Source organism: Paractinoplanes bogorensis, from assembly GCF_018829635.1.
Taxonomy (GTDB): Bacteria; Actinomycetota; Actinomycetes; order Mycobacteriales; family Micromonosporaceae; genus Actinoplanes; species Actinoplanes bogorensis.
In genome coordinates this window covers 30,559-51,958 of the sequence record NZ_JAHKKG010000009.1, presented here as the reverse complement: position 1 = coordinate 51,958, position 21,400 = coordinate 30,559, and the positions used below count along the sequence as shown (strand labels likewise).

At 68.9% G+C, this 21,400-nt stretch carries 15 protein-coding genes; 6 read left to right on the top strand and 9 right to left on the bottom strand.

Going from position 1 to position 21,400, the window contains the following annotated elements; translation table 11 throughout:
* Positions 1-51 precede the first annotated feature (51 nt).
* The gene (locus KOI35_RS28285; protein WP_215791683.1) at positions 52-513 is read right to left on the bottom strand and encodes a SitI3 family protein; all 462 of its coding nucleotides are present in this window, start codon (positions 511-513) and stop codon (positions 52-54) included.
* Positions 514-571: 58 nt separating this feature from the next.
* Between KOI35_RS28285 and KOI35_RS28280 the strand changes: the two genes are divergently transcribed.
* On the top strand, positions 572-877 hold the full coding sequence (locus KOI35_RS28280) for a CYTH domain-containing protein (protein WP_215791682.1): 306 nt from the start codon (positions 572-574) through the stop codon (positions 875-877).
* Here KOI35_RS28280 and KOI35_RS28275 read toward each other — a convergent pair.
* A complete protein-coding gene (locus KOI35_RS28275) occupies positions 820-3,696 on the bottom strand; it encodes a glycosyltransferase family 2 protein (RefSeq protein ID WP_308121183.1) in 2,877 nt (958 codons plus the stop codon). The genes KOI35_RS28280 and KOI35_RS28275 overlap by 58 nt on opposite strands.
* A gap of 320 nt (positions 3,697-4,016) precedes the next feature.
* Between KOI35_RS28275 and KOI35_RS28270 the strand changes: the two genes are divergently transcribed.
* Together KOI35_RS28270 and KOI35_RS28265 are read left to right on the top strand one after the other, a co-directional pair.
* Complete coding sequence (locus KOI35_RS28270; RefSeq protein ID WP_215791680.1) at positions 4,017-5,621, top strand: glycosyl hydrolase family 18 protein; 1,605 nt, start codon at positions 4,017-4,019, stop codon at positions 5,619-5,621.
* A gap of 15 nt (positions 5,622-5,636) precedes the next feature.
* Entirely contained in the window at positions 5,637-6,236 is a 600-nt protein-coding gene (locus KOI35_RS28265) for a mycothiol-dependent nitroreductase Rv2466c family protein (RefSeq protein WP_215791679.1), read from the top strand.
* On the opposite strand, the gene KOI35_RS28260 is transcribed toward KOI35_RS28265, so the two are convergent.
* From KOI35_RS28260 to KOI35_RS28240, 5 genes are all read right to left on the bottom strand, one after another.
* Positions 6,229-8,073: an AAA family ATPase gene (locus KOI35_RS28260; protein WP_215791678.1), complete on the bottom strand. Its 1,845-nt coding sequence runs from the start codon at positions 8,071-8,073 to the stop codon at positions 6,229-6,231. The two genes, KOI35_RS28265 and KOI35_RS28260, sit on opposite strands and share 8 nt — an antisense overlap.
* Positions 8,070-11,408 (bottom strand): DEAD/DEAH box helicase, encoded by a 3,339-nt coding sequence (locus KOI35_RS28255; RefSeq protein ID WP_215791677.1) that lies wholly within the window; start codon positions 11,406-11,408, stop codon positions 8,070-8,072. The genes KOI35_RS28260 and KOI35_RS28255 overlap by 4 nt, the downstream gene beginning before the upstream one ends.
* Before the next feature lie 168 nt (positions 11,409-11,576).
* Complete coding sequence (locus KOI35_RS28250) at positions 11,577-12,386, bottom strand: ABC transporter ATP-binding protein (protein ID WP_215791676.1); 810 nt, start codon at positions 12,384-12,386, stop codon at positions 11,577-11,579.
* On the bottom strand, positions 12,376-15,132 hold the full coding sequence (locus KOI35_RS28245; RefSeq protein ID WP_215791675.1) for an ABC transporter permease family protein: 2,757 nt from the start codon (positions 15,130-15,132) through the stop codon (positions 12,376-12,378). The genes KOI35_RS28250 and KOI35_RS28245 overlap by 11 nt, the downstream gene beginning before the upstream one ends.
* A 70-nt stretch (positions 15,133-15,202) precedes the next feature.
* Positions 15,203-16,912, bottom strand: a complete 1,710-nt coding sequence (locus KOI35_RS28240) for an ABC transporter ATP-binding protein (protein WP_215791674.1) — start codon at positions 16,910-16,912, stop codon at positions 15,203-15,205.
* 61 nt (positions 16,913-16,973) lie between these two features.
* Between KOI35_RS28240 and KOI35_RS28235 the strand changes: the two genes are divergently transcribed.
* Genes KOI35_RS28235 through KOI35_RS28225 form a run of 3 tightly spaced genes read left to right on the top strand, consistent with a single transcriptional unit; the run spans position 16,974 to position 18,895 of the window.
* Positions 16,974-17,564, top strand: coding sequence for a TetR/AcrR family transcriptional regulator (locus KOI35_RS28235; protein ID WP_308121182.1), 591 nt, complete (start codon positions 16,974-16,976; stop codon positions 17,562-17,564).
* Positions 17,565-17,585: 21 nt separating this feature from the next.
* Positions 17,586-17,927: a hypothetical protein gene (locus KOI35_RS28230; RefSeq protein WP_215791672.1), complete on the top strand. Its 342-nt coding sequence runs from the start codon at positions 17,586-17,588 to the stop codon at positions 17,925-17,927.
* Positions 17,928-17,980: 53 nt separating this feature from the next.
* Positions 17,981-18,895: a Kelch repeat-containing protein gene (locus tag KOI35_RS28225; protein ID WP_215791671.1), complete on the top strand. Its 915-nt coding sequence runs from the start codon at positions 17,981-17,983 to the stop codon at positions 18,893-18,895.
* Here the strand turns inward: KOI35_RS28225 and KOI35_RS28220 are convergent.
* Both KOI35_RS28220 and KOI35_RS28215 read right to left on the bottom strand, forming a co-directional pair.
* Positions 18,873-20,639 (bottom strand): sensor histidine kinase, encoded by a 1,767-nt coding sequence (locus KOI35_RS28220; protein ID WP_215791670.1) that lies wholly within the window; start codon positions 20,637-20,639, stop codon positions 18,873-18,875. The two genes, KOI35_RS28225 and KOI35_RS28220, sit on opposite strands and share 23 nt — an antisense overlap.
* Positions 20,636-21,310 carry a response regulator transcription factor gene (locus KOI35_RS28215; RefSeq protein WP_215792016.1) on the bottom strand — a complete coding sequence of 225 codons (675 nt, stop codon included), beginning with the start codon at positions 21,308-21,310 and terminating at the stop codon, positions 20,636-20,638. The genes KOI35_RS28220 and KOI35_RS28215 overlap by 4 nt, the downstream gene beginning before the upstream one ends.
* Positions 21,311-21,400 lie beyond the last annotated feature (90 nt).

Here is a 21,400-nt window from a genome sequence, read left to right as displayed (position 1 = left end):
ACGCCACATCCGTGCACACACGTATCGACGAACACGTACGGTCCGCCGGGTTCAGAGCAGTGGCTGCGGGAGGGCACAGCCGAGGAACGAGGTGAGCAGCGGAGCGACCTTGCCGTTGCTGGTCCAGTCCTCCCACTCGGAGTCGAACACGATGCCGTGCTCGCCGTACTGGAGCACCGCTTTCTCGCCGTTGTGCAGGAGGATGCCGCGGCCCTTGCGGGATTGGGCGAACGTGATCAGGACGTGAGCCATCAGGGCGATGTTGTGGTCCGTGGTCGCGTCGTCAGCGGTGTTCGCGAAGCGGAAGGTGCTCGTGAATCGCTCGTCGAAGCCGAACAGCTTCATGGCCGGGTTGCTGTCGTCGTCAGACACAGTCCGAGCCGTGATGTACATGCCGTCGAGGAAGACCGTGCCGTCCGGGTGTTGTGAGCCGCCGGTGGCGGTGGCGATGAACGCGCGCAACGCCGGCATGTCGATGTCCGTGTCGCCGGACCAGTCGTATTCGAGGGCCACGCCTCATTGTCGTCAAGGACTGGGGGCGGTGTTGCCGGGCGCCACGCTGCTGGAAGCGATGGGCTTTCAGGCCTTGCGCTATCAGGAGAACTATCGCGAGGAATGGAAGCTCGGCGACGTCACCCTCGACCTCGACAGTTGGCCCGATCTGGCCACGTATCTCGAGATCGAGGGACCGAGCGAGGACGCCGTACGGACTACCGCCGACGCCCTCGGGCTCGACCTCGACCACGCCACCTACGGAAGCGTCGACGAGGTGTATCTGGCCGTGCTGGGCCGGGACATCCTTGTCGAGGAGAACCTCAGCTACCAGCCGCCGACGCCGGCCAGCACTCGCTCTACCGGGACTGGCTTGCCTAGGTAGAAGCCCTGGCCGAAAGGCACGCCGCAAGCGACCAGCGCGTCCCGCTGGGCGACGGTTTCGATGCCCTCGGCGATTACCGTGCAATTGTGCTGCTCGGCGAACTGGACCAGTGCTCGGATGGCGGCCTGCCGGGCCGACGAAGACTCGACGCCTGCCACCGACTCCATGCCCAGCTTGAGGAAAGTGGGCCGCACCGCTTCGATCAGGGCCAACGTCTCGTAGCCGGGACCCAGGTCGTCTACTGCCACCCGGGCGCCGGCCGTTAGGCGGGCCACCTCGGCGGCGTCGGTGTCGCCGGTTTCCAGGACTACCGGGCGCCTTGACTGGGCCAGCAGCGGGGCCAACTCCTGCGGGCGGCGCAGCAGGTCGGCGGTGACGTTGACGGAGAGCCACGTGCCGTTGGGGAGCGACGCCGACGAGGTGATGGCGGCCTGGACCAGGGCGGCGTCCAGCGCGACCCGAGACGAAGCGGCCTCGATGGCCTGGCGGGGGTTGCTGCCGTCGGCGAAGCGGGTCAACGCCTCGTAGCCGACCACGTGGCCGTTGATCATGTTGTAGACGGGCTGGAAGACGGTGAAGAAGCTGAACTCCTCGAACGCCTGGGCCTGCGACGACGAAGACGAGCCGGCGGCGGGCTTCCAACCCGTGTCGGTGCGCTGCAGCCGTACGGTGGTCTGGCCCGCGGTTGCGCCGTGTTCGTGGCGGTAATGCAGCACCTGGGCCCAGTCGCCGGTGGCCGGAGCCGGAGTTGCCTTCTTCGACGACGAGCGGGACAGGGATCGACGGGAACGCTTTGGCACGACCGGGCGGATCAGCCAATTCCGTACGTGGGTGAAAAGGTCGACGACCGTGTTGCCGAGGCCGACGAACGCCACCATCGCGTACAGGGAAAGGGTCAGGTTGAGCACCGCGAAGACCAAGTTGTTCCAGAGCTGGTGTTCGATGTCGACCCAGATCGTGTAGATGCACAGGGCGATCAACGCCAGTGGCAGCAACAGGAAGCTGCTGGCGGCCGTCGTGCGGTTGCGGACCTTCGGCGTACGTTTGAAGGCGCTCTTTTCTCCGGTCAACAGTTGCAGCAGCGAGGCGATGCTGCCGGACAGGTTGACCGGCAACAGGATCAGGTTGAAACCGTAGATCCGGAGCATGTCGGAGCGCTTGTAACCGAGGTGCTTCAGGTCGGCCGCCATCATGAAGAAGTACGGCACCGAGACGAGCAGCAGGATCGGGTTGAGCAGCTCGTTGTTGAAGGGGTAGGCCAGCATCACGATCAGGCAGATGGAGCTCCAGAAGATGGAGGCCATGTAGTTGACGCGCAGGAAGTACTCGCCGAAGCGGTTCTTGTCCTCGCGCTTCGACTTCGCGCGGAACTGGTCCTTCAGGCGCGACAGGATCAGCAGGCCGCCGTTGGCCCAGCGCTGCCGCTGAATGCACAGCGAACCGAAGTCGGGCGGGGTGGCGCTGTAGGCCAGGCGCTCGGGGTAGTTGTGCAGCGACCACCCGTGGACGCCGAGGTCGATTGTCGACTCGGTGTCCTCGATGACCGTACGGTCCTGGATGTAGCGCTTGATCTCCCAATCGCCCTCGTAGGAGACCTCGACGATGTCGTCCAGGGCCCGCTTGCGCAGTACGGCGTTGGCGCCGACCCAGAATGTCGCACCGTAATGCGTCATGCCCTGGTGGACGATGTATTGAATGTCCGTGGTGGCGCCGGAAATGCGCTCGATCCGGGTCGCCGAACCGGGGTACGCCGAATATGGCGTCTGCGCGACGGCGTGCTGGGCATAGGCGCCCTGTTCGAGCAGGTGGACCAGGCGGAGTGCGTACTCGGGAAGAAGAACGCTGTCCGCATCGAGGGTCAGCACATAGTCCGGATTGGGGACCACCAGGTCGGCGCGATTGGGGCCGGCCGTCACCAGAGCGGTGCCCAGTGGCGTATTCACCTCTTGGTAGGCGCCGCCCATCAGGCCGATGTAGCTGTTCAGGTTCATGGCCTTGTTGGGCTCGTGCGACAAGGACACGTACTTCTTGCGCTCGAAGCTGGTCACCTGCGCGTCGAAAATGGCCAGGAGGCGGCGGTAGAGCTGGTTCATCCGCGCGATCGGCAGCGCGACCTGTTCGTCGGCGCCGCGATTCAGAGCGCCCGAGATCTGGCCCAGCTCGACGGCAAGCGGCTGCAGAATGTGCTCGACGAAGAACGTGTCGGTGTGGTCGACAATGTTTTGCCGGGCGCCCAGGTCGTAGAGCCAGTCGGAGGCGTAGCGGTATTCGTCGGCGAGCCGGCGCATGTCCTCGATCACGACCAGGTAGCCGCCGCGCATGCGGACCTGCTCGTCGAAGTACGCGTACGCGTTCGACGCCCGGGAGTAGGGAACGCGCAGCTCAGCCTCGATCTGGCCGGGTAGCGCGCGGGCGGCGAGCAGCATGTCGCGGGCGGCGCGGGTCTTGGGTGCGCGCGGGTCGTCGATCAGCAGGGTCACGCGCAGGCCGGGGTATTCCTGCAGGGCCGCCGACAGCAATGTGGTCCGGTTGGTCCGTTCGTCCTCCTGATACGAAGGGACGAGAACGGTCATCGATGGAAGCTTCCCGCCGATGAACTCGTCGAGCATGATTCGCGGCGTTCGCTGGTGACCACGCGCCCGATAGAAATATCCGATTCGGGTGATCAGATAGGCGATTGCGGACGCGGCCAAACCGGTGACGACCAACATGTACACAATCGCCTCGATCGCGAGCTTCACGGTGTACGCGTGCCCGGCGATGAATTGCTGGATGATCGTGTATGTGATGTAGCACGCCCACACCGTGATGGTCACCACGATGGCGAGCCGGCCCCGAGTGATCCTGCCTTCGGAGGCCGCGGGCGGAACGATCGGGTGAGGTTCGGTCCTCCGGTCGGCTCCCCATTGGCGCTGGACTTCCGGCTTGCGCTGGTCGGCCGGTGTGCGAGGCATGCGTTTATGAGCCCTTCGGTACGGATTTGCGTCAGCACCGCGCGGCGGTACCCGGCGGAATTGTCAACGCCACAACGCCGTCTGACGCTCCGGAATCCAGATTGGATGCGGTCGTCCGTTCGCCCGATCGCTATTGCCGTCCCGGTACGCCAACGTGTGGCGACTTCACAATCGAAAGGGCCTTCATGTCGGACCGTGCCACCCCCGTAGCCGTGCGGCCGGATTACGATCCGCTCGCCGACCCGGACTGGCAGGAACCGGAGCAGCCGCGCTCCCGGCTGTCGTGGTCGAGGCTCACCGCGCTGGTGCTCGTGCTCGGCCTGATCGGCGCGGGCGGTTTCTACGGGTTCCGCTACCTGCGGGACACCGCCGGGCCGACCGCGAAGAGCTGGGCCGTCCCGTACGTGGACGTCACGCTCACCCCGACGTTCCAGTTCCAGGACCCGACGGCCAACCCGGCCAACGACGTCGCGCTCGGCTTCGTCGTGGCCGACCCCAAGAGCGCGTGCCGGCCCAGCTGGGGTGGCGCGTACACGCTGGACGGCGCGGGCAAGCAGCTCGAACTCGACCGGCGCATCGACCAGCTGCGCAAGGCCGGCGGCGACATCACGCTGAGCCTGGGCGGGCTGAACAACAGCGAGCTCGCCGTCGCCTGCACGAATCAGCAGCAGCTCACCGACGCGTACCGGCAGCTGATCACCCGATATGACGTGAAGACGCTCGACCTGGACATCGAGGGCACCGCGGTGGCCGATCGCGCCTCGCTGGAACGGCGGGTCACGGCCGTGGCGACCGTACAGAAGGAAAGGGTTAAGGCGGGCAAAAAGCTCACCGTCTGGTTGACCCTGCCGGTCAGCCCGGCCGGACTCACCGACGACGGCGTCGGGGTCGTGCGCGGCATGCTCGAAGGCGGCGTCGACCTGCGCGGCGTCAACGTCATGACGATGGACTACAACAACGGCGACGCGCGGCCCGACATGCTGGCGCTGAGCCTGAGCGCGCTCAGCGGCACCCACAAGCAGCTCACCGACCTCTACCTGCGGCTCGGCACCAAACTGACGTCGCCGCAGGTGTGGTCGCGGATCGGCGCCACCCCGATGATCGGCCAGAACGACATCGACACCGAACGCTTCACTCTGGACGACGCCGAGGGCCTGGCCCGGTTCGCGGTCGACAACGGCCTCGGCCGCGTCTCGATGTGGTCACTCAACCGTGACGCACAGTGTCGCGGCACGTTCGCCAACGTCGTCGTGCACTCCAACACGTGCAGTGGCGTCGACCAGGAGGCGCTGGCGTTCTCCAAGGTCTTCGCGGGTCTGCCCGGCAAGGCCCCCGGCAGTGACGACCGCGACTCGGTGGAGATCCCGAACCGTGCGGCGACGGACGACGACCCCGACACCAGCCCGTACCCGGTCTGGCGCATGTCCGCGATGTATGTAGCCGGCTACAAGGTGGTCTGGCACGGCGTGGTCTACGAGGCGAAATGGGCGAACTCGGGGGTCGATCCGTCCGCGGCGCCGGCCGCCGGAACGCAGACGGCGTGGTCGGTGATCGGCCCGGTCAGTCCGGTGGAAAAGGCGCCCCGGCCGGTCCCGGTCATTACCGGCGTCAGCAAGGTGTGGCAGCCCGGACGGACCTATCAGCGCGGGACGCGGGTGCTTTACGAGGGTTTGCCGTACGAGGCGAAGTGGAACACGACCGACGAGGCGCCCTCGACCGAGTTCCCCATTGATGCCGACGATCCGTGGAAGCCGCTCTTCACCATCCCCGGCGAGCCGAAAACGAACTAGACGTACGGTGGACGGGTGACCAAGGTTGATTTCTACTTCGATCCGGCCTGCCCGTTCGCCTGGATCAGTTCCCGCTGGATCCTCGAGGTCGAAAAGCTGCGCGAACTCGACCTGCGTTTCCGGGTGATGAGCCTGTACGTGCTGAACGAGAACCGCGATCTCGACGACTGGTACCGCGATCTGGTCAACCGTTCGCTGGGCACGGTCCGCGTCGTGACCGCGGCGGCCCAGCAACACGGCGACGAGGTGTTGCGGGACCTTTACACGGCGCTCGGCACCCGCATCCACAACCAGGGAAACAAGGACTTCGAGGTCGTCATCCGGGAGGCACTCGCCGAGGTCGGGCTGCCGGCTTCATTGGCGTCCGCCGCGTCATCCGACGAATTCGACGAGGCGCTGCGCAAGAGCCACCACGAGGGCATGGACCCGGTCGGCGACGACGTCGGCACGCCGACCATTCACATCGACGGGGTGGCGTTCTTCGGCCCGGTGATGAACAGCATCCCGCGCGGCGAGCAGGCCGCGAAGGTCTTCGACGGGGCGGTGGCGCTGGCCGGGTTCCCCGACTTCTTCGAGCTGAAGAGGACGCGTACGGGAGACCTGAACTTCAGCTGACGACGCGGAGCTTGTCCGGCAGCGGCTTGGTGTGTAGGACCACCAGCTCGCGGTTCGGCCTGGTCAGCGCGGTGTAGAGCGGGCCCTGCCGGCCGAGGTTCTGCGGGAAGTCGGCGGGCTCGACCACGACCACGCCGTCGAACTCCAGACCCCGCGCGCCGTCGGGGTGTGTGACCGTCACCTCGCGTTGTGTGCGTTCCCACACGCCGGCACGGACCCGGGCCCAACCGGCTCGGCGCAGCCTGGTCTCCGCGGCCTCGGGGTCGGCGGTGATGACGGCCACGGTGCCCTTCGGGTAGGCCGCGTTCAGGCGTTTGACCTGGCTGACCAGGGCGGTGTCGAGGGTCGTCCGCGAGCACTTCTCGACGACCGGCTGGGGTCCGTCCTGCTGGAACGCCAGGACTGACCGGTCCGCGGCCGGCAGCAGCCGGTTGGCGTATTCGAGGATCGGCCGGGTCGAGCGGTAGCCACGTTCGAGCCGGCGGATCGGGGGATCGCCGACGGGGATGTCGAGCAGGCCCACGACCTCCTGCCACGTGGCCTTGGTGTGGTCGGACCGGCGCTGATTGAGGTCTCCGATGACTGTCCAGGCGTCCGCCTCGTTGATCGAGGCCAGCAGGTGCCATTCGAGTGCCGTCACGTCCTGGGCCTCGTCGACGATGATGTGTTCGACGCCAGTGAGGGTGGGCGGCTTCTGGATCTCCCACTGAATGGTGGCCATCAGTGGGGTGTGGGCCCGCTGGGCGAGCGCGTCGCTGGCTGTGGGAAGGCCGTAGAGGTAGCCCATCCACTTCGGGTCGCGGGTGACCGGGTGATCCCCGGTGCCGTTGCGGCGCAGGTGGTTGTAGACGTCGATACAGCCGGGGTGCAAGACCTTTTTCCGTACGTGGGGGATGGCGGCTCGGACGAACCGGGCCAGGTTCTCGTCGACGTCCTGCGAGGTTCGCGAGATCTCGCCGGCGGGGGGCTTCTCCATGTCGAGGATCGTCATCATCAGCTCGGGCAGCGACAGCACCCGGACCCGATCTGAGCCGCCGGTGAGCCGGTTGATGACGTCCCGTACGTGGTGCGAGTAGGCGGCGGTCGGTCCCACCACGAGGACGCTGCCGTCGAGGGTGTTCTCCGGGGGCGTGTCGCGGCTGACGAGGTAGGCCGCACGGTGTGAGGCGACGATCGTCTTGCCGGTGCCGGGCTGCCCCTCGATGATCATGCTGTCCATGGCAGGCACGGTGACCAGGTCGTACTGGTCCGGCTGGAGCGTCGCCAGGACCGGGGCGAGGCTCCTGGTGCGGGGTGCGGCGAGCTGGGCCCGGAGCATGGCCTCCGCGCGTACGGTCGTGGTGGTGATGGTCTCAGCCACGGGCGGGGCCGGTTGCCGGGGCATCGGTGGCGCGGGCGGGCGCAGCTTGGCTGGTCGGCGGGGCGCGGCGGGGACTCTGAGCGTTCGTTTCCGGAAGGGTTCGGCGGGCACCTGGTCCGACATCGGCTCGTCGTGGAAGTCGACGAGGTTCTCGCCCTGATGCTCGAACGCGCGGATGAGGGCGACTTCGTGGCACAGCTCGTGATGCTGTGACCCGCGGAAGAACGTGCAGGCGACCGGTGCGGCCCAGCTGAAGACGCGGACGCCGTCGAGGTTGGCGTAGGACTCTCCGATGTAGAAGTCACCGTGACCGCCGAGCAGCTCGTTAGGCCCGCGCAGGGCGATCCGCCCGAGAAGCGCGCCGTAGGAGACCGCCGGGCCGCGCGTCCCCACCGACTTGGGCCGTACCTTGCTGCGGTAGCGCTTCTGCGTGGTCCGCTCATCCTCGAGATCGAGAGACTTCTGGTTCAGGGTCACTTCGTCTCCGTCCGGTCGACGATCTGGACGACGCAGGCCGCGAGCGGCTCCAGCCGGATCTCGGGCTGACCCGCGGTGCGGATGCTCTCCATCAGGGCGGCGAACTTCTGCTCGGCCCGGCGTTCCTGGCCCCGGAAGCCGGCGACCGAGCTCTGCAGACGTCCGCGAGACAGCGCGGTCTCGATGCGCTTGCGGATCGTGGCCAGCTTCCGCTCGTGCTGAGCGGTGACCGTGACGATCCGGGCCTCTTGCAGCGCCTCGAATTCGTGGTCCCGGCGGTCCTGCTCGTCCTGATGACGCAGGTGCAGGCTGTCCAACGCGCGCTTGGCCCGCTGGGGCAGACGGTCGATGGCGGGCAGCGGCGCGTCGGCCAGCTTCCCCTCGGCCAGGGCGGCCAGCAGCGCGTCGGCCGGACCGGTGCCGGCGTCGCGGCCGGCCACGGTGACGGCCGAGCCCCAGATCTCGTCACCACGCCGGGATGCGGTCATCGCCTTGGCCAGGACGACCACGTAGGTGCCGGGTGCGGTGGTCGAAGGATCGGCGGTGATGCGGAGCGAAGCGAAGCGCGCCTGCCGATGATCGGGAACGGCCGCGGCCGCCATGGCGAGCGGGCTCGTCGCTGCGAGCAACGTGCCGACATGCGTACGGGCGTGCTCCTGATCCAGAACCAGCGAGATCGGCATTTCGTGGCGGAGGTTCGCGGCGATCGACTGCGTTTCGCCCGCCGAGCGCTTCGCGAGCTCGTTCACCCGGGTGGCCATGGCGGCATTGCCGCGAAGCTCCAGTGTGAGGCCGTCCGGCGCGATCTTCACGCCGGGTGCGCCGTCGGTGCGGGCCCAGTCGTCGAGCAGCAGTGCGAGCTCACGCTGACCGATGTAGCGGCCGGTCCGCATCAGGTCGTCCTCGAGGCCGGCAACGTCGACGTCGTTGCTGGCCATCAGCGCGGCCGAAGCATCGGAGACGTCCCGCAGGCCGGCGCGCTGCTCTTCGATGGCGAGCAACGCCTCGTGCACCTTCTGCTCCCGCTCCTGCTCGGTGAGCGTGAAGTCGAAGCCGGCTTGCAGGACCGCGGGCGCCTGCGCCGAGATGATCGGCTCCAGCGCACCGATGGACGACTCGAAGATGTCGATGCGGTCGAGGAGCCGGACGAGAATGCGTTCGTCGATGGTCTCGTCGTTGACGAAGTTGACGACCTGGATCGTCTCCTCCACTTGGCCGATCCGGTCGATGCGGCCGATGCGCTGCTCGATCTCCATCGGGTTCCACGGCAGGTCGTAGTTGATGACCGCGGAACAGAACTCGAAGTCCAGACCTTCGCTGGCGACCCGGTTGGCCAGGACGAAGTCGTAAGCGCCGGCCCGGAAGTCGGCCATGATCTGGCGGCGCGCGTCCCGGCTGACACCGCCGTGCATGACGGCAAGCCGGAAATGCTTGCTCAGCCGGTCGGCGAGATAGGACAGCGTCGGGCGGGAGTGGGTGAAGAGCAGCGCCTGCCGGTCCTGCATCTTCAGCGGCAGCAGCACCAGCATGTGAAGGGCGTCGAACTTGGTGTCGACATCTTCCGGGAGGTGCTGGGCGGCCGCGATGAGTTCGGCGTGCGGCGGGAGGCGAGACACGGCGTCCGAGTCGGCGTGGAAAGTCTCCGGGTCGAGGACGGCCTGGCGGGCCATGGGGAGGCACGCACTCGCCAGGCGCAACGGCATCTGCATCGCGAAGTACAGGTTGCTGTTCATCGCCTTGGCCCGGGCCGTGCACCACTGGCGATACTGCTTGTAGAACTCGGACTCCGCCTCGGTCCACTCGATTTCCTGGCGTTGCTCACTCCGCTTGGCCTTGCGGTCGTCGACCTCGACCTTCTTCGTCCGGGTGATGACGGCGGAGAGCGTGTTCAGCCCGGCCAGGTAGCGCTTCGCGTCGACGATGTCGCTCGGCGTCAGCCGGTCCTGAGCCAGCAGGTTGGTGAGCAGGCGGTAGTCGGGTCGCCGCATGATCGAGTGGCCTAGCGACGTCGTCCGGAGCTTGTCGAGCTCGGCGACCAGTTCAGGGCCGCGGACCTCTTTGTCGACCAGGCGGGCCGAGACGGCGTTGATGATCCGGTTGGGTTCGAGCCGGATCTGCAGGTCCTGGGCGCTGCCGTAGTCCTCGGGGACCAGCAGCTCGAGCAGGTTGACCAGATCCTGTTCGTGCAGGTTGATCGGCGTCGCGGTGAGGAAGACCAGGCTGGCCGCCCAGTCCGACAACTCGGTGCCGAGCGCGTAGCTCTTGGTGTCTTGGTTACGCATCGAGTGCGCCTCGTCGACGATCACCAGGTCGAATTCCGGCGGTACGGCCCGCAGGTCCTCCAGCCCGTCCCAGGTGCGCAGGCGTTCCAGACCGCAGATGTACGCCTGCCGTGGCGGTAGCCGATTCTGTTGGTGCCGCTCGAGGAACGTCTTGAGTCCGGCACCGTCGAGCTCGGTGAGGTCGAGCTCGAAGCGGTCCCGCATCTCCTGCTTCCACTTGCCGAGCAGGCTCGAGGGACACACGATCAGCAGCCGGTCGGCCTCGCTGCGGGATTCGAGCTCGGTCCAGATCAGGCCGGCCTCGATGGTCTTGCCTAGACCGACCTCGTCGGCGATGAGCAGCCGGGCCTTGCCGGTCTGCAGCAGCTTAAGCACCGGCTTGAACTGGTAGGGCCGGAACGTGGTCCGGGTGGCGCGGAACGAGAAGAGCGTGTTGGCAAACTTGCCCAGCAGCTTGGCCCGCGTGAGGGTGGCACCGAATCGGCCCGCAGGTGTCGGCTCACGGGTGACCCACGCGGCCGGCCCCCCGATGTCCGGACGCGGGCGCAGGCGCGACTCGACGATGTCCTGCTGTTTGCCGTCGACCATCACGGTGTACGACCAGTGTCCGCGGAGAAACTTGCGGTCGCGGACCACCACGTCTGTCCCGCCGGCCTGGGTGAGCGCGGCCTCGTCGACGGCGAAGAGAGCGGCGGGCACACGTTCGGCCTCGGGCCACAGTTCCTCGGCCCAGCCCCAGGCGGCCAGCAGAGGATGGTCCTCGTCGAGCCCGTACGGCGACTCCACCATCGCGCCGCCCGGCAGCGCGCCCGCCCCGACCTGCAAGATCAAGGGTCCGTCGTCGACGCCCTGGAACCAGTAGACGCCCTCGGGAAGTTCGACCTCCGGATTCCAGAGCACCCGGCATTCCGTCACGTGGTCGGCGAGCGTCCTGACTGCGGTTTCCAGTACGAGGGCACGAGCGAAACGGCCCCGGCCAAGCGCGACGGCGTACTGCTCATAGTCGGGGAAGTAACCGAACGTCACGTCCTCGGGCAATGAGGTCGAGGTCACTGCGGCAGTTCTCCTTGTGGCCGGGTCTGCTCTTCTTCGGCCACCCTGCCGAAATCTTGAGCAATTCCAGGGTCACAAAACGTAACCGCCGCCGCGCCGCGACACGCTCCTTCATGCCGGTGCTTAGAACTGGACGAACGTCGGCGTGTCGTCGCCGGCCCGCTGTACTTAAGCAGGCGGATGCAGTTCGACGTGGTTGTTGACGACGGTTACTACGGCTCGGCCGGTGGGGAACAGGGGCAGAGCCTCCTCGGGGAGTTGCAGGCGGCCCAGGCCGTCGATGCTGACTGTGCGGTCCTGGCCGGCGGCGTGTTCGCCGGACAGGACGCCGTGTCGCAGGCGCAGCACCGTGTCGGCGGCGGCTATTGCGCGGGCGTCGTGGGTGGCCAGGACCACGGCGCTGCCGGCGTCGGCCCGGGCCCGCAGCAGGCGCAGCACCAGGGCGGCTGACTCGTCGTCCAGCTCGGCGGTCGGCTCGTCGGCGATCAAGAGGGCGGGTGGGCCTACGCCGGCGGCGGCCACGGCCAGGCGCTGCTGCTCGCCGCCGGACATGGTGGCGGGGCGGGATGTGGCGCGGGACGTCAGGGCGACCTCGGCAAGGGCGGCGTCGGCGTCGACGCGTACGCGGCGCAATTGGGCCATCTGCGTGAGCTGGGCGCGCGCGTCCAGCTGGGGGAACAGGCTGTGCGTGGGGCGTTGCGCGACCCAGCCGATGTCGCGGCGGCGCAGGCGTTGCAGCTCGCGGCGGGACAGCGACGACACCAGGCGGCCCCGGTGGCGCAGTTCGCCGCCGGCGGGGCGTTCGCGTAAGGCCAGCACGGCCAGCAATGTCGACTTGCCGCTGCCGGACGGGCCGGTGATCGCGCTGATCCGGCCGGACACGACCGAGACGTCGACGCCGCGCAGGGCCTGGGTCGGGCCGGTGCGGGCGGCGTACAGCTGAAGCAACTCACGGCCGGTGAGCAGGTCAGTTGTCACGATAGGCCGCCTCCTCGACGCCGGTTCTCTCGGTTGCCAACACTGCCAGGACGGTGGCCACGAGCGCAGCCCCGGCGGTGATCCCGATGCCGGTGGGGGACAGTTCGAAAGCCAGCCGGGGCAGCAGGCCGGGCTGGTCGTCGAGCAGGCGGCCGGCGAGCGGGATCAGCGCGGCCACCCCGGCTACGGCGAACGCGAACGCGGTGCCGGCCAGCAGGACGAACTCGAGTGTGCGGGCGCGGCGGACCCGGGCCCGGCCCAGGCCGATCCGGGCCAGCATCAGGTCGGTAGGGCGGCGCACGACGGCGGTGCGTTGCGCATAGATACACAGGGTCAGGACGGCCAGCAACGCCAGGTAACCGGCGATGGCCAGTTGATAGCCGCGGGCCCGGCTCGTGGCGATGTAGGCGGCGTCCTCGCGCAGGGCGGCGGCGGTGTTGATGCGCTCGAGTTGGACGCCGCGCGGGTCGGTGACGGCCAGGACACCGGGTTCGCCGCCCGCGCTCCACAGGAACGTCTGGATGAACAGCATGTTCGTGCCCAGTTCGGTGCGGGGGCGTAGCCGGGGGTCGTCGACGCCGAGGCGGCCGAGCATCGGGTCGGCGGCGACGACGTACGCGGAACGCCCTCGCATGCCGGGGAAAGCGTTGACACGTTCCGCTACCGAGAGGTTCTCGGCGCCGTAACCTACGGTCACGCGGACGATCGGTACGTCGTCGGCGGACGGGTCGGCGACGACGATCGCGCGCGGGGTGCCGTCCGCCTCGGTCGGGCGCTCGGCCAAAGTGGACACGGCGGCACGCGCGGCGGCGAGATCGGGACCACTGCCCCACAACGCCACCTCACGGAACCGCGCCGGATCGATGACCAGCAGATCCTTCTGCGCATCGTCCAGCGGCGTCCGCACGTCGGCCCGCCACACCATCGTGTTTCCCCCAGGCAGAGGCGGCACCCGTACGCCGGGAACCGGCCCCTCCGGCCGCGGCTTGGACGGATCTTCGGGCGGCGCCGACGGTGCCTGATCGTCGAAGGCCCACGAACCGGGGACGGTGGCCACGCCCTCGGCGCCCGCGGCCACCGCGATCCGGTCGTCGGACGACACCTCCGTGGAGTGAAGAGCCGACAATGCGAAGAGCAACATGCCGAGCCCGGCGGTCACCACGAGTACGGCCAGGCGGCGCTCGGTGCCGCCCGAGCCGAGCCGTCGGCGAGCCAGCCACACGACGGCCCGGGCGGGTGACGACGGCATCCGGCCGCCGCCGCTGAGCAGCCCGGGCAGCCGGCCCGCGACGACGCCGACCGCCACGAGCACCAGCAACGGCACGAGCAGATCCACCCCGCGGGCACCCTCGGCGGTCGACAGCCCGGCCGCGGCGACCAGGGCCACAATGATCAGAATCAGCCCGTACGGGACAGCTCTCCCGGGTGTGGCGGGAGGCGCCGGCCGTACGCGCCGAGCCGCCGCGGCCGCCCCGACGAGCGCCACGATGATCACGCCGGTGCCGGCCGCGCTCACCGCGGTCACGGCGGCCGGGCCGAGTGACTCGACGATCGCGCCGGGCGGACCGAGCCGCGCGACGAGCTGCCACGCGACGAGCCAGCCGAGGCCGGCGCCGACCACGGCGGGTAGCAGATTTTCGAGCAGCCACAGCCCGCCGACCGTGACCGGGGACATGCCGACGGCCGCGGTGTGGCGCAGTTCCTGCTCGCGGCGCCGCGCCGACAACAGGGCTACGGCCAGCACCGATGCGAGCCCGACAGCGATCGCGGCCCATTCCACGGGGCGGGTTCGCTGCCGTACGGTCTCGGTCGTGGCCTGGGCCGTCGCGACGATCCGGCCGATGCCGCTGGCGAAGTCGAGGGCCAGCGGATCGTCGCCGTCGACCGCGAGTGAGGACGCGTAATAGCGCCGTAGTTTGTCGACACCGTCGGCCGTACGGCGTGACTCGCTCAGCGTCGTGCCCGGTCGGAGAGCGGCCTCGACCGCCCACAAGATCTGATCATCCACGGTCGCGGCGAGACGCTCGATCGTGGCGACGTCGCCGATCAGGAGGTAGGCCGGGAGCGTGTGATATTCGGTGTCGCCGGGCGTATCGCCGGTGCGCAGCGCCCATTTCGTGCGGCCGGCCGGGTCGGCGGGGAGGCGTCCGCCGTGGTCGACGCGGTAGACGCCGTCGACGTTGGCCGTCGCTTTCCTGGGTGTGCCGCGGTTGCCGACCACGACGGCGACGGTGATCTGGTCGCCGGGGCGGACGCCGAGTTCGGTGGCCATCGGCTCGGGTATCCACACACCGTCGTTGCCGGTGGGATTACCGACGGCCACCAGTTGCTGGGCCGGCTCACCGACGGCGAACAGGCGGCCGCGTTCCTTCTTGTCTTTGAAGGCGGCCGTGGAGCCCCAGAACCTGGGCTTGGCCAGTTCGGCGCCGACCGAGCCGCCGGTCAGGTCGGGCTCGGTCAGACCGTCGACCTGGCGTAGGTCGTCGATGACACGTTGCTGGTCCTGGACGCTGGGGCCGACGTTGGCCGACAGGCGCACCACGGCCGCGTCGTTCTGGCGGGCGGTGGCCGGAATCTGATCGCGGCGAGCCTGGAAGGCGGCGTTGTCGGAGGCCTCGGCAAACATCGGGCCGGCCGCGCCGGCCGCTGCCAGCACCAGGAACGCGCTCAGCGTCAGGAGCGTCCACGCTCGTTGCCGCAGCCCGCCGACAAGCGCCTCGACGACGAGCCGGCCACCGGGCGCCATGGGCCTCCTTCAGGCCGTCCGGCCTCCGCGGTGAAGGTATCGCAGGTGGGCACGCTCCCACGACCCCGGATCAGGGTGCGACCGGGACGGCGATGCGCAAGGCCTCGACCAGGCCTCGGTAGAGGTCGTCGGACTGCAAGAGGGACTCGTGGGTTCCGATGGCTCGGACGCGGCCTCGGTCGAGGACGATGATGCGGTCGGCCTCTATCACTGTGGACAAGCGGTGCGCGATGGTGACCACTGCGCCTGTGGCGGCTCTATCGCGTACGGAATCCTGGACTGCGGCCTCTGTCAGGGCGTCCATCTGGGCTGTTGCCTCGTCCAGGAGCAGGACGGCCGGCGTGCGGACCAGCGCTCGCGCCAGGGCGATTCGCTGACGTTCGCCACCGGACAGCTCGGCTCCGGAGATCGGGGTGTCGACGCCCAGGGGCAGTGACGCGATCTTGTCGGAGAGGTGGACTCGCCCGATGACGGCGGAAAGCTCCTCGGACGACGCGGACGGGTGGCTGAACAGGATGTTCTCGCGGATGGTGCCGGGGACTACCGGGGCCTCCTGTTCCACGTACGCGAGCTCGGCCCTGATCTCGCTGTGCGTCAGCGAACGGTAGGGGCGGCCGTGTAGGAGGATCTCGCCCGTGTCGGGGTCGAGGAAGCGCAACAGCAGCGAGAACAGGGACGTCTTGCCTGCTCCGGACGGGCCGACGACGGCGGTGTGGCCGCGGGACGGGATCGTCAGGGTCACGTTGTCGAGTGCGGCCGGGCCTTCCGAGGAGTAGCGGAGGGTCACTTCGCGGACTGCCAGGACAGGGGCGCCTTCCAACGGAGAGCCGGGCGTGGGTGTGGAGGTTTCGGAGGTCATCGCGTAGACCTCGCTGATCCGCCGGGCCGCGGCGATGCCGGACTGGAGGGCGGTGACGTTCTGGGTGAGTTCCCCGATCGGGCCCATCAGCTGGAAGGCGTACAGGAGGAAGGCGATCAGGCTGCTGACCTCGAGCAATCCGGCGTCGGCCCGCCACGCGCCGACGCCCAGGACGGCGATGATGGCCAGGGATACCCCGCTCCACGAGGTGGTCCAGACCCAGGCGGCGCGGCGGGCGGCGCGGATGTTGAAGGCGGCGGCCCGGCGGGCGTCGGCCTCGATGCGGCCGCCCTGGCGTTCCTCGGCGCGACTGGCTTTTACCGTACGCATCGCCCGAAGCGTTCCCTCGAGCTCGCCTCCGAGATCGCCCACCGCATCCTGAGCGGCCTTCTGCGCTTTGCTGATCGTGGGCAGCAGGACGGCCATGACCGCGCCCACGATGACGACCGCGGCGAGCGTGCACAACAGCAGGACCAGGTCGAGCGTGCCCATCAGCACCAGCGTCGCGATGAAGGCGAGCGACGCGTTGACCAGGCCGACGATGCTCGACGAGGCCTGATGCAGCAGGCCGGGGTCGGCGGTGACACGGGTGACCAGCTCGCCGGTCGGGCGGCCGGTCAGCTCGGCGAGCCGGGCCCGGAAGTAGCGCTGGATCACCGACAGCCGGGCGTCGAGGACGACCTGCTCGGCCAGCGTGCCCATCAGAATCCACTGCCAGAGGCCGATGACCGCGCCGATCACGACCAGCACCAGCAGCAGCGTGATCGGGCCGGCCAGGGCGTCGCCGGTGCCGAGCGTGTCGATGATGCGCTTGGTGGCGAGCGGAGCGGCGAGGTTGGCGGCGTTGGAGATCAAGCCCAGGACCAGTCCGAGGAGCAGGACCTTCCAGTGCGGGCGGAGGAGACGCAGCAGAATCTGCATGATTCGTAGTGGAACACAACTGTTCCATTGCAGGCAATGACAATTCCCGTACAGTATGGCCGTGACCTCCGGCACCAAGAACCGCACGCGGCAGGCGATCCTCGACGCCGCGATCGACCTGCTCGCCGAGAACCCGGGGTGCTCGCTCGGCGACATCGCGGCCGCGGCGCAGGTCGGACGGACGACGCTGCACCGATACTTCGCCGAACGGGCCGATCTGCTGGCGGCCGTGGCGATCGAGGGTGGTCAACGTCTGGTGCGGGCGGCGCGGCTGGCCGAACTCGACCGCGGCACCGGGGGCGAGGCGCTGATGCGGCTCTGCCGGGAGTACTTCGACCTCGGCCCGCTGCTGTCCCTGATCTTCAGCGAGCAGGGCGGTGAATGCTGGGAGTCCCAGGACGAACGGCTGCTCGGCGACGTGATCGAACGCGGTCACCGGGACGGCTCGATCGACGGCGGTCTGCCGTCCGAGTGGATCCTCAGCGTGTTGTGGTCGCAGATGTACGCGGCGTGGTCCTACCTGGGCGAACGCCCCGACTCGTCACGCCACGACGTTCTGGACCTGCTCATCCGTACGCTCTCCAACTCGCTGACGCCACGACAGCCAGCCGCGGCACAACCCGTACGCAATAAGGGTGGTCAAAGTCAGTAGCCCGTCGATCATGGCCGTCTCATGGTCGGAGACGGTCAGCGCGACGACGGTCAGGGCGATCTTGTGGAAGAGGACGAGCTCCCACACGCCGCGGTAGCCGCGTGGGCTGACGGCGAGCATCGCCCACAAACCGGTGAAAACGAGGAAGCCGAAGGTGCGCCAAGCCTCGACGACGAGCTGATCGTCGGGGGCGGTGGCCATGGTCGCGACGCCGCCGGCGAACGCCACGAGGCCCGCCAAGGCGTTCAGGGCGAGGAGTGCTCGGCCGGTGAGATCCATGGGTCCGACCTTCCGGTACGCGGTGACGGGCTGGCAACCCGCAGGTCACGGGTGATTGAACAGGGTGTCGCGGTTTCCGGCTGAACGTGCCCTTGTGCTCTTGAAACGGCGGCGATAAGCCAGGGGAGGAGGCTCTCATGCGTACGTTGATGATCGCTGCCCTGCTCGTCGTTCCCGCCCCGGCCACCTGGGTGGATCGCCCGCCGTTGCACGACGCCCGGATCGGTGGTGTGGCCGCGACCGTGGACGGGATCCTCGTCGAGGCCGGTGGCTTCGGCCTGGACGGGCTGGTGGCGTCGACCGAAGTCCGGAGCAGCTCAGGGAACTGGCGGGTCGTGGCCCCGATGCCGACGGCGCGCGCCAACGCCGCCGCGGCCACGCTCGGTGGCGAGGTGTGGGTGACCGGCGGTTACGGCGAGGCCGACCCGCCGGTCGACGTCGTGGAGCGTTACAACCCGCGTACCAACAAATGGTCGAACGGGCCGGCGCTCCCGGTCGGGCGGGCCCAGGCGGGTGCCGCGACGTTGCGCGGAGTGCTCTACGTGGTGGGCGGTGACATCGCCACGGCCGACGGTGAGGCCGTCACAGCCACGGCCATCGCCTACGACCCGCGCCGACACCGCTGGTCGTCGATCGCACCGCTCTCGGCCGCACGCGACCGGCTCCGCCTGGTGGCGGCCGGTGACTACCTGTACGCGATCGGCGGTGAGACCACGGCGGTCGAGCGTTACGATCCGCGCCGCGACAGGTGGACGACGGTGGCGGCGATGAACCAGTCCCGCGCGGTTCCTGGAGCTACGTTGATCAGTCGCGGCCGGATCGCCGTGGTCGGTGGATGCGAGTTCGTGGCGGGCGAGTTGAAGCAGTTCCGCCGTACGACCGAGGTGTTCGACCCGGCCACGAACCGCTGGCGTCTGCTCCCCGCGTTACTGCCCGTCGGTCGGTGCAGCCTGGCCGCGGCGACCGAGAGTGACGGCACGCTGCTGGCCATCGCGGGCGGGGTCACCGGCGGGACGCCGACCAACGCGGTCACGGCGCTGAACGGAATCTGATCGTGAACACGGTGCCCACGCCCAGGGTGCTCTCGACGGAGATGGTGGCGTCGTGGGCCTCGGCCAGTTTGCGTGCGATGGCCAGGCCCAGGCCGCTGCCCCCGGTGGCGCGGCTGCGCGACTCGTCGGCCCGCCAGAAACGGTCGAAGATGCGCGGCAGGTGCTCGGGCGAAATACCGACCCCGGTGTCCCGTACGGTGATCTCGCCCTCGCGCGCCCCCACCGTGACCGATCCACCGGCCGGGGTGTGGCGGATCGCGTTCGAGACCAGGTTGCCGACCAGTTGCCGCAGCCGTACGGGGTCGGCCGTCACCACCGGATCACCCTCGACGTCGACGTTCATGGTCACGGTGCCCGCCTGACCGAGCGCCACCTGGGTCAGCACCTCACGCAGCTGCACCGGAGCGAGATTCAGCCGCAGCGTGCCCGCGTCGGCCGCCGACAGGTCGCTCAGGTCGTCGATGATGTGCTGCAGCTGGACCGCTTCCTCGTGCAGCAACCCGACCAGCTGCGCGTCGGTCGGAGCGAGATCGTCCTGGGCCGCCTCGAGCCAGCTACGGATGTTGGTCAGCGGGGTCCGCAGCTCGTGCGCGACGTCGCTGACCATGGCCCGGCGCTGGGCTTCGGCCCGGTCGCGGCGTTCGGTCGAGTCGTTCAGGGCGCGGGCCAGGCGGCCGATCTCGTCCTTGGTGGACACCGGGGCCGGCACGTGGCGGTCGGCCGATTCGGTGAGCACCCGCAACGGGCGGACCAGGCGACGGCCGACCAGCACCGTGACCAGGATGGTGGCCAGCAGCACGGCGCCGGTCACCCAGGCGATGCGGGCGGTGTTCGCGGGCGAGAGCGTGAACGGGTCGGGGTCGGCCTTCGGGTCGGTGACGAAAAGCAGGGCGGGCGGGGGAACGTACGGGCGAAGAAGTGTCCGCCGTGACTTCTCGACACAGCCGTTGACCCGGGCGGTGTCGGTGGTCGTGAGTTTCTGCGCGGCGGCCGCGGCCGGACGGGGAACGACGTCCATCGGGAACTTCGCGCCGGCGACCGTGAAGTCCGGGCCCAGCCGCAGGAAGTACGAGTCCTTGTCGAGCTTGAGGCAGCGGCCGACCATCTGTTCCAGCGTGCGCAGAGCCTTGCTCTCGGAGGGGCTGACCGTGGTTTCCAGCACCGAGCAGTCCGGGTTGCTGCCGCCGGGCGTGGTCACGGTGATCACCGGCCGGCCGCTCGCGGTCGTGCTGATCTTGCCCTCGAGGCCGCTGCGGCGCAGGCAGATCAGCTCGTCCTCGGCCGTCTTGCGCAGGGCCGGGCGTTCGGCCGGCGGCACCAGGAACGGCCCCGACACCCGGGAGTCGATCCGGCTGCCGCCTCCGGTCAGGCTCAGGTCACGCTCGAGCGGGTCGACCACCGCCGAGGGCCGGGCCGAACTCAGCGACGGACCGACACCGGAGTCGACGATGACGGCGCGGTCCTCGGTCATCAGGGTGATCCGGCGGCCCAGCTTGGCCGCGCGCGCCTCGATCAGGGCCGGGGCGCCCGACCAGTCCGGATGGGTGGCCGCGTAGGTGATCAGCATGTCGTAGACACCCTTGTCGTCGGCCAGGGCCCGGCCCTGCTCCTGGCTGATCGCCTTGGTCACCGTGCGGGTGGCCAGCCAGGCCGTCGACGCGATGGCCGCGATCGCGATCAGCACCGAGGTGGCCAGCAGCCGGGTGACCAGGCTGTGCCGCAGCGGGACGCGGCCGCCGCTCACGACGACGCCAGTTTGTAGCCCACGCCGTGCACCGTCACCAGCAGCGATGGTCGTCGCGGGTCGGCCTCGATCTTGCGGCGCAGGTTCATCACGTGCACGTCGATCGTGCGCTCGGTCGAACTGCGGTCGATGCCGCGGGTGTGGTGCAGCAGTTGGGCCCGGGTGAAGACGCGGTCGGGCTGCTCGGCCATTGCGGACAGGATCGCGAACTCACCCCGGGTGCACTCGACCTCGTTGCCGTCGACGAAGGCCCGGTGACGTTCGGCGTCCACGGCGATTCGTCCGATTTGTCGAGTCGGGCGGCTCACTGGCCGGCGTCGCAGCAGGGTCCGGACCCGGGCCATCAACTCCCGTGGACTGTACGGCTTGGTCAGGTAGTCGTCGGCCCCCAGCTCGAGCCCGAGCAGCAGATCGTCCTCGGTCACCCGCGCGGTCAGCATGAGCACGAGAACGTCCGATTCCTGGCGCAACGTCCGGCAGACCTGCAACCCGTCCATTCCCGGCATCATCACGTCGAGAACCAGCAGGTCGGGCCGCAGCCGGCGGGCACTTTCCAGCGCCGTACGGCCGTCGTGCACCACCACCGCCTCGTGACCCTCCGCAGTCAGGTAGCGGCGCACCACCTCGGCCTGGCGGGGGTCGTCTTCCGCGACCAGCACCTGAGCACACATGGCGGCGATGGTAAGGCCGTCACGCACCTCCGCTCACTACTTTCCGCGAGATCTGACGGTTTCCTAACAGCTTCCGGCCACGCTCGTCCG

Excerpts from the sequence above, each read along its gene's own strand:
- KOI35_RS28280 (WP_215791682.1), top strand. The coding sequence starts at position 572 with ATGGGCTTTCAGGCCTTGCGCTATCAGGAGAACTATCGCGAGGAATGG.
- KOI35_RS28270 (WP_215791680.1), top strand. The coding sequence starts at position 4,017 with ATGTCGGACCGTGCCACCCCCGTAGCCGTGCGGCCGGATTACGATCCG.
- KOI35_RS28245 (WP_215791675.1), bottom strand. The coding sequence starts at position 15,132 with ATGGCGCCCGGTGGCCGGCTCGTCGTCGAGGCGCTTGTCGGCGGGCTG.
- KOI35_RS28240 (WP_215791674.1), bottom strand. The coding sequence starts at position 16,912 with ATGCAGATTCTGCTGCGTCTCCTCCGCCCGCACTGGAAGGTCCTGCTC.
- KOI35_RS28230 (WP_215791672.1), top strand. The coding sequence starts at position 17,586 with ATGGTCGGAGACGGTCAGCGCGACGACGGTCAGGGCGATCTTGTGGAA.
- KOI35_RS28225 (WP_215791671.1), top strand. The coding sequence starts at position 17,981 with ATGCGTACGTTGATGATCGCTGCCCTGCTCGTCGTTCCCGCCCCGGCC.
- KOI35_RS28215 (WP_215792016.1), bottom strand. The coding sequence starts at position 21,310 with ATGTGTGCTCAGGTGCTGGTCGCGGAAGACGACCCCCGCCAGGCCGAG.